At 69.3% G+C, this 16,074-nt stretch carries 14 protein-coding genes and 1 pseudogene; 11 read left to right on the top strand and 4 right to left on the bottom strand.

Features of this window, described 5'->3' with window-relative positions:
• Positions 1-14: 14 nt before the first annotated feature.
• A complete protein-coding gene (locus ACH0BZ_RS14675; protein WP_406899376.1) occupies positions 15-1,493 on the top strand; it encodes a DHA2 family efflux MFS transporter permease subunit in 1,479 nt (492 codons plus the stop codon).
• A gap of 153 nt (positions 1,494-1,646) precedes the next feature.
• The gene (locus tag ACH0BZ_RS14680) at positions 1,647-2,897 is read left to right on the top strand and encodes a cytochrome P450 (protein ID WP_406899378.1); all 1,251 of its coding nucleotides are present in this window, start codon (positions 1,647-1,649) and stop codon (positions 2,895-2,897) included.
• A 46-nt stretch (positions 2,898-2,943) separates the two neighbouring features.
• Here ACH0BZ_RS14680 and ACH0BZ_RS14685 read toward each other — a convergent pair whose 3' ends face one another.
• Both ACH0BZ_RS14685 and ACH0BZ_RS14690 read right to left on the bottom strand, forming a co-directional pair.
• Positions 2,944-4,032, bottom strand: a complete 1,089-nt coding sequence (locus tag ACH0BZ_RS14685; protein WP_406899379.1) for an inositol-3-phosphate synthase — start codon at positions 4,030-4,032, stop codon at positions 2,944-2,946.
• Positions 4,025-4,582, bottom strand: coding sequence for a PadR family transcriptional regulator (locus ACH0BZ_RS14690; protein ID WP_406899398.1), 558 nt, complete (start codon positions 4,580-4,582; stop codon positions 4,025-4,027). Before ACH0BZ_RS14690 ends, ACH0BZ_RS14685 begins: the two co-directional genes overlap by 8 nt.
• 273 nt (positions 4,583-4,855) lie before the next feature.
• On the opposite strand from ACH0BZ_RS14690, the gene ACH0BZ_RS14695 reads away from it, so the two are divergent.
• The 8 genes from ACH0BZ_RS14695 to dnaB all read left to right on the top strand — a co-directional run bounded on the left by ACH0BZ_RS14695 (position 4,856) and on the right by dnaB (position 13,464).
• Positions 4,856-5,269 (top strand): DUF5318 family protein, encoded by a 414-nt coding sequence (locus tag ACH0BZ_RS14695; protein ID WP_406899399.1) that lies wholly within the window; start codon positions 4,856-4,858, stop codon positions 5,267-5,269.
• Positions 5,270-5,400: 131 nt separating this feature from the next.
• Positions 5,401-7,650: a transglycosylase domain-containing protein gene (locus tag ACH0BZ_RS14700; RefSeq protein WP_406899380.1), complete on the top strand. Its 2,250-nt coding sequence runs from the start codon at positions 5,401-5,403 to the stop codon at positions 7,648-7,650.
• A 28-nt stretch (positions 7,651-7,678) separates the two neighbouring features.
• Positions 7,679-9,235, top strand: a complete 1,557-nt coding sequence (locus ACH0BZ_RS14705) for a glycosyltransferase family 87 protein (RefSeq protein WP_406899381.1) — start codon at positions 7,679-7,681, stop codon at positions 9,233-9,235.
• Entirely contained in the window at positions 9,232-9,423 is a 192-nt protein-coding gene (locus tag ACH0BZ_RS14710) for a hypothetical protein (protein ID WP_406899383.1), read from the top strand. The genes ACH0BZ_RS14705 and ACH0BZ_RS14710 overlap by 4 nt, the downstream gene beginning before the upstream one ends.
• 226 nt (positions 9,424-9,649) lie before the next feature.
• Positions 9,650-9,937: a 30S ribosomal protein S6 gene (rpsF, locus tag ACH0BZ_RS14715; RefSeq protein ID WP_406899384.1), complete on the top strand. Its 288-nt coding sequence runs from the start codon at positions 9,650-9,652 to the stop codon at positions 9,935-9,937.
• A gap of 95 nt (positions 9,938-10,032) precedes the next feature.
• Entirely contained in the window at positions 10,033-10,593 is a 561-nt protein-coding gene (locus ACH0BZ_RS14720) for a single-stranded DNA-binding protein (RefSeq protein ID WP_406899386.1), read from the top strand.
• A 117-nt stretch (positions 10,594-10,710) separates the two neighbouring features.
• Complete coding sequence (rplI, locus tag ACH0BZ_RS14725) at positions 10,711-11,163, top strand: 50S ribosomal protein L9 (RefSeq protein WP_406899388.1); 453 nt, start codon at positions 10,711-10,713, stop codon at positions 11,161-11,163.
• Between the two features lie 477 nt (positions 11,164-11,640).
• The gene (gene dnaB / locus ACH0BZ_RS14730) at positions 11,641-13,464 is read left to right on the top strand and encodes a replicative DNA helicase (RefSeq protein WP_406899390.1); all 1,824 of its coding nucleotides are present in this window, start codon (positions 11,641-11,643) and stop codon (positions 13,462-13,464) included.
• A gap of 174 nt (positions 13,465-13,638) precedes the next feature.
• Here dnaB and ACH0BZ_RS14735 read toward each other — a convergent pair whose 3' ends face one another.
• Positions 13,639-14,148: a hypothetical protein gene (locus tag ACH0BZ_RS14735; protein WP_406899391.1), complete on the bottom strand. Its 510-nt coding sequence runs from the start codon at positions 14,146-14,148 to the stop codon at positions 13,639-13,641.
• Positions 14,149-14,178: 30 nt separating this feature from the next.
• Between ACH0BZ_RS14735 and ACH0BZ_RS14740 the strand changes: the two are divergent.
• Positions 14,179-14,625, top strand: a pseudogene (locus ACH0BZ_RS14740) (IS3 family transposase); the annotation flags it as partial.
• 11 nt (positions 14,626-14,636) lie between these two features.
• Here ACH0BZ_RS14740 and istA read toward each other — a convergent pair.
• Complete coding sequence (istA, locus tag ACH0BZ_RS14745; protein ID WP_406899394.1) at positions 14,637-15,467, bottom strand: IS21 family transposase; 831 nt, start codon at positions 15,465-15,467, stop codon at positions 14,637-14,639.
• Between the last annotated feature and the right edge of the window lie 607 nt (positions 15,468-16,074).

Consider the following 16,074-nt stretch of genomic DNA (forward strand, 5'->3'; position numbering starts at 1 on the left):
TGTTGACTCCTGCCGTGCCCACCAACCAGACCCGCGGACCCGCCGACGGCCCACCGCCGCAGGCGCTGCTGCTGGTGCGCGTCCTCACGGCGGCGGCGTTCATCGTGATCCTCAACGAGACGATCATGGCCAACGCCGTGCCGGTGATGATGCGCGTCTTCGACGTGACACCCACCAGCGCGCAGTGGCTCTCCACCGCGTTCCTGCTCACGATGGCCGTGACGATCCCCGTGACCGGCTGGATCCTCAACCGACTCGGCACACGCAGCACGCTGATCGTGGCGATGGGTCTGTTCTGCGCCGGCACGCTCGCCGCGGTGCTCGCGCTGACGTTCGCCGTGCTCCTGCTCGCACGGGTGGTGCAGGCGATGGGCACCGCGATCATGGTGCCGCTGCTCATGACCACCCTCATGACGGTCATCCCCGAGCAGTTCCGCGGTCGCGTGATGGGATCGGTGACGCTGGCGATCTCGGTGGCGCCCGCGACCGGGCCTGTGCTGTCGGGTGTGATCCTGGAGTTCCTCTCGTGGCGCTGGCTGTTCGGTCTCGTGCTGCCGGTGGCCGTGGTGGTGTCCGTGGTCGGCGTGCGGCTGCTGCCGCGCGACGTCGCCGCTGGTGTCGGGCGCATCGACGTGCTCGGCGTGGCGCTCTCGGCGATCGGCTTCGGCGGTCTCGTGTGGGGGCTGGCCGGCATCGGTGAGGGCGCCTCCGACCGGTCCGCCTCGCCGATCGTGCCGCCGTGGGTGGCCGTCGCCGTGGGCCTCGCGGGCATCGCGCTGCTCGTGGTGCGGCAGCTGCGGCTGCGGCGGGCCGGACGCGAGCCGCTGCTCGACGTCACCGCCCTGCGGCATCGCGGCTTCGCCGCCGGCGTCACCGTGATGACCGTCGCCTTTGGCGCGTTTCTCGGCGTGATGATCGTCCTGCCGCTCGTGCTGCAGCAGGTGCGCGGCACGTCGGTGCTCGTCGCCGGGCTGGTGCTCATGCCGTCCGGGCTGCTCATGGGTCTGCTCGGGCCGACCGTCGGCACGTGGTTCGACGCGCGCGGCGCCCGCCCGCTCATCGTGCCCGGCGCGGCGCTCGTGGCCGCCGGCATCGCGGGGCTCGCCTGGACCGTCACGTGGGCGCCCATCTGGGCGATCGGGCTCGTGGTGGGCGTCGTGGGCGTGGGCCTGGCGTTGGTGTTCACCCCGATCTTCACCGCGAGCCTGTCCGACCTGCCGCCGGGGCTGTACTCGCACGGTTCGGCCATCCTCGCGACGCTGCAGCAGGTCGGCGGCGCGGCCGGCACCGCCGCGATGATCTCGGTGCTCTCGTGGGGGGCGGCTCTGGGCGTGGCCGCGGGGGATGCGCCAGACCTCGGACGCGGTGGCACCTACGCGCTCGCCGCGGCGGCCGGGTTGGCGGTCCTCACCCTGATGCTGACCCCGCTCGTGCCCGCCGGGAAGCCGGAACCGCACCGTCAGGCCGCGGACTCGACCGGGGCCAGTACGTAACTCAGCGGCGGGCCGCGCAGCCGTGGGCGCGGATGTGCTCGAGTGTGTCCGTGAGTTCGGATCGGTCCGCCTCGGGGGCGGTGTCCGGCTAGAGTTCTCGGTATCACGACCAACCGTGTCGCACAGAACGGATTCTCGTACCGAGGAGTGGGAATGGGCACACCCGTCGACACCGGAACGCTAGATGTCCCGGCCCCCGACTTCGGTCTCGACGATCAACCCGACATCCACCGGGTCTTTGCCGATCTGCGCGACCGGCGGGACTTCGCGGTCGTCCCGTACGCCGGCCAGAACGCTGTGGTCCTGCTCACCCACGACCTCGTCACCGCCGCCTTCAAGGATGCGGAGACCTTCCCGGCTTCGGCGATCTACCCCCACACCACGGGGCCGGTCCTCGGCCACACGATTCAGTGCATGGACGGGGTGGAGCACCGCAGGAACAGGTCGATCATCGCCCCCAAGTTCCGGCGTAGTCGGATCACCGAGTACGTCTCGGCCATCCTCGAACCCGTCGCGGTCGAGCTCGTAGACGAGTTCGCCGACCGTGGCCACGCCGATCTCGTCGTCGAGTTCACCGAGCGCTACCCGGTGCGCGTGATCTGCCGGCTGCTCGGGCTGCCGGACCGGGACGAGGACCGTCTGTTCGCGTGGGCACAGCACCTCTTCACGTACCCGATGGACCCGGAGGCGGCGAAGACTGCTTCGCGCGAGCTCACCGAGTTCGTCCTCCCGCTGCTGGCCGAGCGCCGCACCGACCCCGGCGACGACCTGCTCTCCGAACTCGCCGCCGCGACCTCCGATGACCCCGAACTCGGCCCCTTCGCCCTCACCGACGAGGAGGTTCTCGCCTTTGTCCGGCTCCTCTTCCCGGCGGGGGTCGACACGACGATGCTCGGGACCGGCAACATCCTCTCGGCCCTGCTGCAACACCCGGAGCAGCTCGGACTGCTGCGTGAGGATCTCGAGGGTCGCGCGCTCGGCGCCGTATGGGAGGGACTGCGCTACGAGCCGCCGGTCGGCATCCTGCCCCGGATCTGCCCCGAGGCCACCACGTGGCGGGGGCTCGACCTGGCGGCGGGGACTCTCGTCGTCTTCGCCGTCACCGCCGCAAACCGCGACCCGCGGCAGTGGCCGGAGCCGGACAGGTTCGACATCACCAGAGAGGACACGGCCACGATCTCCTTCGGCCAGGGGGCGCACAGCTGCCTCGGCAACTGGCTCGCGCTGGCCGAGATGGAGGCCGCGCTCGTGGCGCTGGTCGGGCGGCTGCCGAACCTGAGGTTGCGTCCCGGCGCGGAGGCCCTCGCCGGTGCCGCGCCCACGAGCCGGGTGGGCACGGCCCTGCGGGGTCCCGTGTCACTGGAGGTCGAGTGGGACCTTCAGCCCGAGGCCTACCGCCGGTAGAGTCCGCCGGGACCGTCCCCGCCGTCCGGGAACGACAGGTGGAGCGTCAGGCCCCGATGATGAACGCCTCCAACTCGGCGCGCGCGGTATCGTCGGCCATCTGCTCCGGCGGCGACTTCATGAGGTACGCCGAGGCGGGCAGGATCGGTCCGCCGATGCCGCGGTCCTTCGCGATCTTGGCGGCGCGGACGGCGTCGATGATGATGCCCGCCGAGTTGGGCGAGTCCCACACCTCGAGCTTATACTCGAGGTTCAGGGGAGCGTCGCCGAAGGCGCGGCCCTCGAGCCGGACGTAGGCCCACTTGCGGTCGTCGAGCCACTCGACGTAGTCCGACGGGCCGATGTGAACGTTACGGTCGTGGATCTTGCCCTTGAGTGAGCCCTCGAGGTTAGAGGTGACGGCCTGGGTCTTGGAGATCTTCTTGGACTCCAGGCGCTCGCGCTCGAGCATGTTCTTGAAGTCCATGTTGCCGCCCACGTTGAGCTGGTAGGTGCGGTCCAGGGCGACGCCGCGGTCCTCGAAGAGCTTGGCCATGACGCGGTGGGTGATGGTGGCGCCGACCTGCGACTTGATGTCGTCGCCGACGATCGCCACGCCCGCGGCGCGGAACTTCTCGGCCCACTCGGGGTCGGAGGCGATGAAGACCGGCAGAGCGTTGACGAACGCCACGCCGGCGTCGATGCAACACTGCGCGTAGAACTTGTCGGCCTCCTCGGAACCCACGGGGAGGTAGGAAACCACCACGTCGACCTCGGCGTCGCGCAGCGCCTGCACAACGTCGACGGGCGCGGCGTCGGACTCCTCGATGGTCTCCTTGTAGTACTTGCCCAGGCCGTCGAGGGTGGGGCCGCGCTGCACGGTGACGCCGGTGGGCGGCACCTCGCAGAGGGTCAGGGTGTTGTTCTCGGACGCGGTGATCGCCTCGGCGAGGTCCATGCCGACCTTCTTGCCGTCGACGTCGAACGCGGCGACGAACTCGACGTCGCGCACGTGGTAGTCGCCGAACTTGACGTGCATGAGGCCCGGGACGGTGTCCTCGATGCGGGCGTCCTTGTAGTACTCGACGCCCTGCACGAGCGCCGACGCGCAGTTGCCGACTCCGACGATCGCGACGCGCACCTTCTTGTCAGTCATGGTGGGGTTCTCCTTGTAGTGGGTTCTCTGTCCGGATGAGTTCGTTGATCCAGCGCAGTTCGCGCTCGCTGGTCTCGAGGCCCAGCAGGGTGAGCTGGCGGGCGTAGCGCAGTTCGGTGGGGCCGGCGCGGCCGGCGGCGTCGCGCTGGCCCTCGCGGCGTTCCTCGAGGACGCGGCGGCGGCCCTCGAGGAGGCGGATCCGGGCGGGCCCGGGGGTGCGGTCGAAGAAGGCCAGGTGGACGCCGAAGCCGTCGTCGCCGAACGAGGCGGCGCCCGGCTCGTCGAGGAGCTCGGCGAGAGCGGTCCGGCCGTCGTCGGTGATCCGGTAGGTCTTGCGGCCGCGGCGCGCGGTGGCCGGGGGGCGCGTGGCGGTGGCGGCGGAGGCGTCCTCGACGATGTGCCCGGCCTGCTGGAGACGCCGCAGGGTGGGGTAGAGGGAGCCGAAGGAGACGGTCCGCACGGTGCCGAACATCTCGGAGAGGCGCTTGCGCAGCTCGTAGCCGTGCATGGGCCGCTCGTCGAGGAGCCCGAGGATCGCCAGATCGAGCACCGTGCCTCCTTCCCGTGCCACGCCGTGTCCGCCTTCGTCTCCGCGCCCGCGCACGCGGACCCGCCCGCGGATTTCCGCGGCGGTCACCGATCGTACACCTTCTGATGTATCGGACCGATATACCGGCCCGGGGCATCGGGTCGACGTGCCGGTACCGGGTTCGTGCCGCTGCCGAGGCCGGCGTCGTACGCTGGACACGTGGACCAGGCCGATTTCCGCGCTCCGCGGCCCGGCCCCGCACCGGGGCCGGAGACTCCCACCGGCCGTGCGGCGTTGCGGCGCCGCCGGGTGGTGGACTTCTCGCTGCGCCGGCGCGGCGTGCTCGCGGAGTTGCGTGACGGCCGGCTCTCGTTGCGCGAGGTGTGCGACGCCGACGTCTACCTCCAGCGGGCGGCGGGCTTCCACGGCGTGGTCACCGAGACGCTGTGCCCGGTGTGCCGCAAGGAGAACCTCACCGAGGTGTCGTGGGTGTTCGGCGACGACCTCGGCCCGGCGTCCGGCTCGGCGCGCGGCGAGGAGGAGATCACGCAGCTCGCGCTGACCCACGACGCGTTCACCGTCCACGTGGTGGAGGTGTGCCGGAGCTGCTCGTGGAACCACCTCGTGGAGTCGTACGAGGTGGGTCTGCCGGAGGGGTCGGGACGGCGCGTCCGTCGGGCCGCGCGGGAGTTGCGTCGGCGCGGCTGAGACCCGCTGTGGTGGGGATCGCGGGCGGCGCCGGTTCGGGCCCGGGCGCGTTTTCGTACACAATGGACGCCAGAGCGCCGCGGCCGGGGGTCTCCCGCGCACGCGCGGATCCGCTCGCAGGAGGGTAGAGCATGACGAACAGCGACAGGACGCGACGGTCGACCGACGACGCTGACGGGGCCGCGGACGGCCGCGGCTGGTTCCGTCGGCACCCGGTCTGGACGGGCGTGATCCTGGTCGCGGTGGTCCTGCTCGTGATCCCCCTGGCGGTGGTGGCGATCTGGTACAACCGCATCGACGTGCCGGGCCCGGAGGACGTGCTGACCGAGCAGATCTCCGAGATCTACCAGAGCGACGGCACCACGATGATCGGCCGGATCGTCCCGCCGGAGGGCAACCGCACCATCGTGGAGCTCGACGCGGTCCCGGTGCACGTGCGCAACGCGGTCATCGCGGCGGAGGACCGCAGCTTCTACACCAACGAGGGCTTCGACCCGACCGGCATCGCCCGCGCGGTGATCGGGCAGGTCACGGGTGAGGCCAGCGCGGGCGGCGGCTCCACGATCACCCAGCAGTACGTCAAGAACACGCTGGTCGGCGACGAGCGCACCTACGAGCGCAAGGCCAAGGAGATCCTCATCGCCGCCAAGATGACCAACGACTGGTCCAAGGACCAGATCCTCGCGGCGTACCTCAACACCATCTACTTCGGCCGCGGCGCGTACGGCATCTCGTCGGCGGCCAACGCCTACTTCAACAAGCCGGTCGAGGCGCTGACCATCGAGGAGGGGGCGCTGCTCGCGGGCATCATCCAGTCGCCCTCGGCCCTCGACCCGCTCAACAACCGGCCGGCTTCAGAGGGGCGCTGGAACTACGTCATGGACGGCATGCGCGACATGGGGGCGATCGACGCCCAGCAGCGCGGCATGGCGACGTTCCCCCAGATCGTCGAGGACCCGCAGGCCGTCGAGCAGAACGTGGGCGACCCGACCAACGGCGCCATCCGCCGCCAGGTGCTCGCGGAGCTGACCCAGTCGGGCATCGACGAGCAGATGCTCAACACGCGCGGCCTCAAGATCACCACGACCATCGACCCCAAGACGCAGCAGGCCGTGGTGGACGCCGCCCGCACCAACATGCAGGGAGAGAGCGAGAAGAACCGGGCGGCCGTCGTGTCGATCAACCCCAAGACCGGCGGGGTGATCGGCTACTACGGCGGCGAGGAGGCCGAGGGCTGGGACTACGCCAACGCGCCGCTGCAGACCGGCTCCACGTTCAAGATCTTCGGCGTGGCCGCCGCCCTGGACCAGGGGATCGGCCTGGGCACGCAGATCTCGTCGGCCCCGGTGACCACCGGCAACGTCACGGTGACCAACGTCGGCGGGCAGAGCTGCGGCACCTGCTCGATCTCGCTCGCGCTCAAGATGTCGCTCAACACGTCCTTCATCCGCCTGCAGAACATGCTGGAGAACGGAGCGAACGACGTCCGGGACATGGCGCACCGCGTGGGCGTCGCCAAGCAGATCCCCGGGCTGCCGGTGGAGACGCTGTCGGAGAACGGCGAGGACCCCTACGACGGCATCATCCTGGGCCAGTACCCGATCCGCGTGCGCGACATGGCCACCGGCCTGGCGACCTTCGCCGCGGAGGGCGTGCACCGCCCCACCCACTTCATCCAGAAGGTCGAGACGGCCGAAGGCGAGGTGCTGCTGGACAACAGCTCGGTCGAGGGCGAGCAGGTCGTCGACGAGGACGTGGCCAACAACCTCTCCTCGGCCATGATGCCGATCGCCGCGTACTCCAACGGCCACGCCCTGGCCGGCGGCCGGCCGTCGGCGTCCAAGTCCGGCACCACCCAGCTCGGCGACACCGGCTACAACAAGGACGCCTGGTTCGTGGGCTACACGCCGTCCATAGCGACCGCCGTGTGGGTGGGTACGGACGACAACGAACCGCTGTTCAACGCCTGGGGCGGAACGATGTACGGCGCGATGGTCCCCGCCGATATCTGGAAATCCGCCATGGACTCCGCGCTCAGCGGGACGGACTGGGAGAGCTTCCCCTCGCCCGGCTACATCGGTGGCTCGGCCGGTGCCAGCCAGTGGGAGAGCGCGGGCACCGGCACCGGTTCCACGGCCATTACGCAGCAGCAGGCGCCGGTGCAGCAGGAGACGGACGCTCCGGCCCCGCAGGCGCCCGCCCCGGCGCCCCAGGAACCGGGCCCGCTCACGCTCACCGTCCCCGGCCTGCCGGAGATCGTCATCCCCGGGGCCGGCGCGCCGCCCGCCCAGCAGCCCCCCGAGCAGCCCGCGCCGGGTGGAGGCGGCGGAAACGGTGGCGGTGGGGCCGGTGACGGCGCCGGCGGGGCCGACGGCGGGTGACGCCCGCGTGGCCCCCTAGGGTGTGAGCGTGCCGAGCCCCGCCCGCCGCTCCCCGCTGCCTCTCGACCCCGACCCGCGCGCCCTGCGGCCGCGGGAGCGGGTCCGGCCCGGCGACGGGTCCGGGCCGGGCGCCGACGTGGTGGCCGCCTGGGGTGGACCGGTCGGGCGGCACGCGGTGGTGGGGCGCCAGCGCTTCTGGACGCCCCTGCGGGTCGTCATGCTCTTCGCCGTCGTCTTCCTGTCCTTCGGGTTCTTCTCCAAGGCCGCGTGTCTCGAGACCACCCACCCCACCGACGGGTCGGCGCCGAGCTTGCGGTGGGACGGCCGCCAGTACTTCAAGGCGTGCTACGCCGACCCGATCCCGCTGTACAGCATCGAGGGGCTGCAGCAGGGGGCGCTGCCGTACAAGTACCTGTGGGTCGAGGACGACGGCGGCGTCCGTTACATGGAGTACCCGGTGGTCTCCGGAATGTTCCAGTACGTCATGGCGCAGGGCGCGCAGGCCTGGCACGCCCTCACCCCGGGCGGCCTCGTCGAGGTGGGCAAGTACTTCGTCCTGGGTGTGGTGGTGCTGGCGTTCGCGTGGATGGTCGCGGTGTGGGCCACCTACCGGTCGGCCGGGCGCCGACCCTGGGACACGCTGTTCATGGCGGCGAGCCCGATCGTCGTCTTTCAGGCCTTCACCAACTACGACACCCTGGCGGTAGCGCTGGCGTCGGTCGCGCTGCTGCTCTGGGCGCGGCGCCGCCCGGTGTGGGCGGGCGTGGTGCTGGGCGTCGGGGTGGCCACCAAGCTCTACCCGCTGTTCCTCTTCGGCGCCCTGCTCGTGGTGGCGCTGCGCCGACGGCGGCTCGTGGAGCTGGGTAGGGCGGCCGCCGCGGCGGTGCTGGTGTGGCTCGCGATCAACCTGCCGGTGATGATCCCGTTCCCGCAGGGCTGGCGCGAGTTCTTCCGGCTCAACACCGACCGGCCCGCCAACCCGGAGAGCATCTACGCGGTCCTGCAGACCCTCACCGGCTGGGCCGGCTTCGACGCCGGCCGGGCGGCGGGCGAGGCGCCGGCCACGCTCAATGCTGTTTCGCTGGCGCTCTTCGCGGCGGGCTGCCTGGCCGTCCTCGCCATAGGACTCACCGCCCCGCGCACGCCGCGCGTGGCACAACTCGCCTTTCTCGTGGTGGCGGTGTTCCTGCTCACCAACAAGGTGTGGAGCCCGCAGTACTCGCTGTGGCTCGTGCCGCTGGCGGTGCTCGCGGTGCCGCGGGCGAGGGTGCTGGTGCCGTGGATGGTGTTCGACGCCCTGCTGTGGGTGGCGCACATGTCGTACTTCCACGGGGTGGCGGACAAGGGCCTCAACGTGGAGTGGTTCCACGCGCTGGTGCTGGTGCGCGACATGCTGGTGGTGGCCGTGTGCGTGGTGGTGATCGTGGAGATCTTCCGCCCCCACCTCGATCGGGTCCGCATGACCCACCAGCTCACCCCCGGGGGGCCGGACCCGCTGGCTGGCGTACTCGCCGACCCGGAGGAGCCGCCCGTCCGGCCCCCGGGCGTTCCGGCCGCGACCCGTGAGGAGAGGATGTCCCCATGAGTACCTCCGCGATGATCTGGATGTTCCTGTGCATCCTCGTGGGCTTCGTCTGCATGGTGGTGGGCGCGGGCGGGTACCGGCGGGGGTGGCGGCAGCCGGTGTGGATCGGCTGGGTGGTGGCGGCGTTCTTCTTCCTCACCGTGATCCCGGTGGTGCTGGCGCTGACGATCGGCCTGTCCCACGGCTGAGGGCCGCGCCCGCCGCCGTCACCCGCAGAGGTCGAACGGCTCGGACCAAGGTCCGGCTCTTCGTCCGCGCGCTCGAGGACGGGTTGGTCGACGCGGAGGACCTCTGAGCAGGATTTCGTCCGGCGTCCCGGCGCGGGGTAGCCTTATCGGGTTGCTGACGCAACGACCCTCCTGCCACGGAGACACCGTGGCCGAATCTGTAGTCCACAGGAGGTGATGAGGTCCCGTGCGTCAATACGAAGTGATGGTCATCCTCGATCCGAGTCTCGACGAGCGCACCGTGGCCCCTTCCCTGGATACGTTCCTCAACGTGATCCGGCAGGAAGGCGGCTCGGTCGACAAGGTCGATGTCTGGGGTAAGCGCCGTCTCGCCTACGAGATCGACAAGCAGACCGAGGGCATCTACGCCGTCCTCGAGCTCAAGTCCGATCCGGATGCGGTCAAGGAGCTGGACCGCCAGCTCGGCCTCAACGAGAACGTGCTCCGCACCAAGGTGCTGCGCGCGGACAAGTGATCGGCGCCGCCACGTGACCCGAACTGTCCGACAGCCCACGTAGTCTGGGCCCAGTCGGTCGATCGGACCCCCACACACCACCTCAGGAGAAGCGCATGGCACAGGGCGACACCCCCATCACACTGGTCGGGAACATCGTCGCGGACCCCGAGCTGCGGTTCACGCCGTCGGGCGCCGCGGTGGCGAACTTCCGGGTCGCCTCCACCCCGCGCCGCTTCAACTCCCAGACCAACCAGTGGGAGGACGGCGAGGCGCTGTTCCTCACCTGCAACGTCTGGCGGCAGGCCGCCGAGAACGTTGCGGAATCCCTCCAGAAGGGCATGCGCGTCATCGTCACCGGGCGGCTGCGGCAGCGCTCGTACGAGACCCGCGAGGGCGAGCAGCGCACCGTCTTCGAGGTGGAGGTCGACGAGGTGGGCCCGGCGCTCAAGTTCGCCACCGCCAAGGTCACCCGCGCCGCCCGTGACGGCGGCGGTGGTGGCTTCCAGGGCGGCGGCCAGCAGGGCGGCGGCTTCCAGGGGGGCGGTCAGGCCCAGGGTGGTTACGGCGGCGGTCAGGGGCGCGGCCAGCAGAACGACGACCCGTGGGGCAGCGCCCCGCAGGCCGGCGGTTCCGGTGGCTTCGGCGGCGGCATGGACGACGAGCCCCCGTTCTAGGACGCGGCGGCTCGATCCCCCGGGGGCGGCGCGCCCCCACCCACACATAAAAGACATGACCTCGCGAGAGTCCGGCCCCCGGTCGGCTCGTCGGAGGAAAGAAAGGTAGAGGAGATCATGAAGCTGATCCTCACCGCCGACGTCGACAAGCTCGGTGCGCCGGGCGACATCGTCGAGGTCAAGGGCGGATACGGTCGTAACTTCCTGCTCCCCCGCGGGCTGGCCATCGTGGCCACCCCGGGCGCCGAGCGCCAGATCGAGTCCATCAAGCGGGCCCAGGAGGCCCGTGAGGTGCGCGATGCGGACCACGCCAACGAGCTCAAGCAGAAGCTCGAGTCGCTCGAGGGCGTGACGGTGTCCGTCAAGACCTCCGACACCGGCAAGCTCTTCGGTTCCGTCACGGCGGGCGACGTCGCGGGTGCGGTCAAGGCCGCCGGCGGCCCGACGCTCGACAAGCGGAACATCGAGATGCCCAAGGAGCACATCAAGTCGACCGGCACCCACAGGGTCGTCGTCGACCTGGGGCACGACACCACCGCCACCGTCGCGGTCGAGGTCGTCGCCGCCTGACATCCCCTGCAGGCCCGGGGCCCCGTCCGACACCCGTTGTCGGCCGGGGCCCCTGGCCATTTCCGGGGCCGCGCCGGGGCGCCGGGAGGGGTGTGGACGGCCTGTGGATAACTCGGGGTTCGTGTCGCCCGGCCGTCGGTGGCAAGAGCGGTGGAATTCATCCCCCGTTTTCCGTTGCAGGCGCGTTCACGGCGTGGTACTGGCGAGTATCCACGGACCGGATGACCAGCACTGATAGCAGTGACCTGCGGTTTTATGCGAATCGACCTGGGCATTCCACCGGTACTCCACAGTGATACACCGATCGGCCCTGCGTAACCTCTGTTCATCCACAACCATCCACAGCAAGCCACTCGCGATTGTGGACAAACCTGTGGATAACGGTGTGGCCGCGGCGGTGACCGTGTCCGAGCGGTCCCCTACAGTGGAGGAGTCGCGAAGGCCGCCGGGGGTCCGGCGGAGCGGAGAGGAGACGCCATGTCGCAGGGCGGGTACGACGGGCCGGACGAGCTCCCACCGCCGCCGGACGAGGGGGGCTCCGGCGACTTCGGGCGCACCCCGCCCCAGGACCTCACGGCGGAGCAGTCGGTGCTCGGCGGCATGCTCCTGAGCAAGGACGCCATCGCGGACGTGGTGGAGGAGATCCAGCCGGGGGACTTCTACAAGCCCGCGCACCAGGCGATCTACGACGTGGTGCTGGACCTGTACGCGCGTGGCGAGCCGGCGGACGCCGTGACCGTGGCCGCGGAGCTCGACCGGCGGGGCGACCTGCGCCGGGCGGGCGGCGCCCCGTACCTGCACACGCTCATCTCGACCGTGCCGACGGCGGCCAACGCCGGCTACTACGCGCAGATTGTGGCGGAGAAAGCGGTCCTGCGCCGGCTCGTCGACGCCGGCACGCGCATCGTGCAGTACGGCTACTCCGGCTCCGAGGGGGCGGACGTCGCCGAGGTGGTCGATCGCGCGCAGGCGGAGATCTTCGACGTCACCGAGCGGCGCACCACCGAGGACTTCGTGATCATCGAGGAGCTCCTGCAGCCCACGATGGACGAGATCGACGCGATTCACACCGCCGGCGGTCTGAGCCAGGGCGTGCCCACCGGGTTCGCGGACCTCGACGCGGTGACCAACGGCCTGCACGGCGGGCAGATGATCATCATTGCCGCGCGGCCCGGCGTGGGTAAGGCTCTCGCGCTGGACACGGTGCTGCCCACGCCCGGCGGCGAGACCACGATGGGCGAGGTCGCCGTGGGGGACCGGGTCCTGGGCTCCGACGGCGAGGCGACCGAGGTCGTCGCGGTGACCGAGGTGTGGCGGGACCGTCCGTGCTACTGCGTGCGGTTCAACGACGGCTCGGAAATGATCGCCGACGCCGAGCACGAGTGGCGCATCGAGATGGGCGGCACACAGCAGGTCGTCACCACCACGTCCCTCGAGACGCTCATGCTGGTCTGCGATTTCGGCGTGGTGGTGCCCGAGCATCCCGACTCGGGCCGGCTCGACCGGCTCATCATCGACGTGCGCGCCGTGGAGAGCGTGCCGGTGAAGTGCATCGAGGTGGCGGCGGAGGACCACCTGTATCTGGCGGGCCCCACCGCGATCCCCACGCACAACTCCACGATCGGCCTGGACATCATGCGCTCGTGCTCCATCAAGCACGGGCTGTCCTCCGTCGTGTTCTCCCTGGAGATGAGCAAGACCGAGATCGTCATGCGCCTCATGAGCGCCGAGGCGCGGGTCAAGCTGAGCGACATGAAGTCGGGCAAGATGAGCGACGAGGACTGGACGCGGCTGGCCCGTCGGATGGGCGAGATCTCCGAGGCTCCGCTGTTCATCGACGACTCGCCCAACCTCACCATGATGGAGATCCGCGCCAAGGCACGGCGGCTCAAGCAGAAGCACGACCTGCAGCTCATCGTGGTGGACTACCTGCAGCTGATGACCTCCGGCAAGAAGGTCGAGTCCCGCCAGCAGGAGGTCTCCGAGTTCTCCCGGCAGCTCAAGCTGCTGGCCAAGGAGCTCGACGTGCCCCTGATCGCGATCTCGCAGCTCAACCGTGGGCCCGAGCAGCGTACCGACAAGCGCCCCCAGGTCTCGGACCTGCGCGAGTCGGGCTCGCTGGAGCAGGACGCGGACATCGTCATGTTGCTCCACCGGCCCGACGCCACCGAGCGCGACGACCCCCGCGCCGGCGAGGCCGACGTGATCCTGGGCAAGCACCGCGGCGGCCCCACCGCCACGATCACCGTGGCGCACCAGCTCCACTACTCGCGCTTCGTCGACATGGCGCGGGGGTTGTAGGTTGCTGTCGGTTCTCAAACAATCTGGCAATTTCTCATAGCGGTGTCATTTGATTCTCACGAGCCTGTCACCCGGTACCGGCCGAGGCAGGTGCCGCGAGGCTTTCCGGTTGGCCGAGGCGATGGCAGCGAGGTTCCTCGGACTTCGGCTTTCCCGAAGCTGAGTCGGGCGCCTTCACCTCGGTGGTTGAGGGACCGGGCGAGTATCGGCGTGCTCTCCCTCATTCAGGAGCGACAGAGCCCTCGATTGGCTCGAGACCTTGTGCGCGAGTTGATCCCAGTCAGTGTGGATATCGAACTGCGCGAGAGCCCGCTGAGTGATCTCGTTAAGGTCGCTCGACCAGAGTTCGCCCGCGCTGCTGATAGCTGTGACCAGGCATCGAGTGGCGAAGCTGATGTTCTTCATCGCGTAAATTGCGGCGAAGGGCGTGCGCTTCTGCTCCTGGATCGCGACTGCCGTTAGCCAAACGGCATTTCCGTGTGCAGGTCGGCTGAGTTGCTTGTACGCTGCCGGGTCTTCGTTGGGAAACGCGAGCCGAATCAGTGAAGTCGACGTCGGCTTGGGCTGTTTCGGCACGTCATTGAAGTGATCCCTGGTTTGCGATCGCCACTGGACCCATCGTTCGATGACGGCAGTCGCACCGTCGAGGTCACCGGACTTGTAGTCCTCGATTGAGGCCTCCATGAGAAGGCTCTTGGTACACCCCACTACCTCGCGACGGTGATCGACCTGGCCACCCGCAAGGTGATCGGGTGGCAGACAGCCGAGCACATGCGAGCCAGCCTTGTCGTCGATGCTCTCGAGATGGCACGTACCCAGGGTGGGGCCGCCTCCGGCGCGATTTTCCATTCGGACCACGGGTCGCAATACACCTCAGATGAATGCGTCACCTACTGCGCCAACAACGGGTTCACCCAGTCGATGGGCCGGACCGGGGTGTGCTGGGACAACGCCGCCGCGGAGACGTTCTTCGCCACTTTGAAAAACGAGATGTACCACCAACAGGTGTTCGCCACCCGCGCTCGGGCACGGTTCGCCGTCGCCGAGTACATCGAGGTGTTCTACAACCGTCGCAGACCACACTCCAGCATTGGGTACCTCACCCCGGCCCGAGCCTGGAACGATCACCACGCCGCCCAGGACCTATCCCGGGCGGCCTGACACTTCAGAAATCACCGAGGAACTGTCCACATTCCTTGACACAGCCCAGTCACCACCTTCACGCCGGCTTCGACGTTGCCCTTATCCATCGGGCGTACCGGACGAGTGGGCACGGCGGCGGTGTGGTGGTACTCGAGGAAGTCACGGTATTCCCGGTTGACCTCGCGGGCCCGGTCACCGCGGGCGATCTGGTTCGATGCCGTCGAGGCGTTGTCCGGGACGATCACCTGCGCCGCGCCGCCGAAGTACTCGAAGGCCTGGAGGTGCGCGTCGAGCCAGTTCGGCATCTTCTCGTCCAGGCAGCCGCGGGCGAATACCAGCCCCGAGTACGGCAGCGACGCCACGAACACCGAGACGGTGGTCTTGGTGCCGGTGACGGGGTCGAAGATGGCCATCTTCGTGCCCGCCCAGTCGACCTGCATCGTGTGTCCGGGAACGTGCGTGATCCGCATCGTCAGCTCGTTGACCTCGGCGTACTCGCCGACGATCTGGCAGAACCGCTGATAGCTGTAGTGCCGCTGCCCCGGCGATCCGTCGGTGTCGAGGTAGTTGGCCCACAGCACCCGCAGTTGCAGCTTGTTCTTGCCCGTGCGCTTCTTCACGGTCGCCGCCACGTCGAAGGCCACGAACTCCGCCGACGGCGTCTTACGGCCGTCGGTGAACAAGGCGTCGATCTCCTCGCCGCTGAGCGCCTCGACCTGGCCGGCGGCGGTCAGCCCGTGCTCGCGGCACACCTTCTTCGCCTTGGCGATCGTGCGGTGCGAGCAGCCCGCGATCGCCTCGATGTCTCGGTAGGGCCTGTCCTGCAGCAGTAGCGACATCACCAATCGGTAATCAGTCACCCGTGCCTCCTGTTCGGATTCACGCGCAGCCCGGTTGCCACGCGTAGAACCGACACGAGCACACGGTGACCGGCACCGCTATCGGATGCTCATACTCGCGCTACCCGATCGCCAGAACCCTGCTTTCGGAAGCGCGTCCCTAACAACCGGCGATGACCCCACGCAGGAGCCAGTGAAACCACCGGTCGAGGAGAAGTCGGTGGTGGCTACCAGTCCCATCGCGGTCCGGATGTCGTTTCGGTGCCCGGGCAGCGTTGGTATTCCGCGACGCAGTAGGCCAGATACGACTCGGCGAAGTCATCCACGCCCCATGGCCGGTAGGAGAATGGGCAGATCACGGTGCTCTCGGCCGCTCGAGGTCTCGTGACGTAGTCGGTAGGCGATGATGAGGGCACCGAGGCGTCGACTATTTCGAGGTTCGCCTCAGCCCAGCGTTCACGCGGGACAGGGTCGACCTTTGCCGCCTCGATCTACGCCTTAGCGCGCGTTCTGCTGGTCGGGCCATCCTCCAGTTGGCGGCTGTAGAGGCATGTCAAGGGCCAGTGAGTTCTGCCCAGGGGCGGTCTTGAGACCTGCCCGGTGACGGTCACCAGATCTGCCCGGAGAT

The sequence above is a fragment of the Dietzia sp. 179-F 9C3 NHS genome, assembly GCF_045369825.1.
Lineage (GTDB): Bacteria > Actinomycetota > Actinomycetes > Mycobacteriales > Mycobacteriaceae > Dietzia.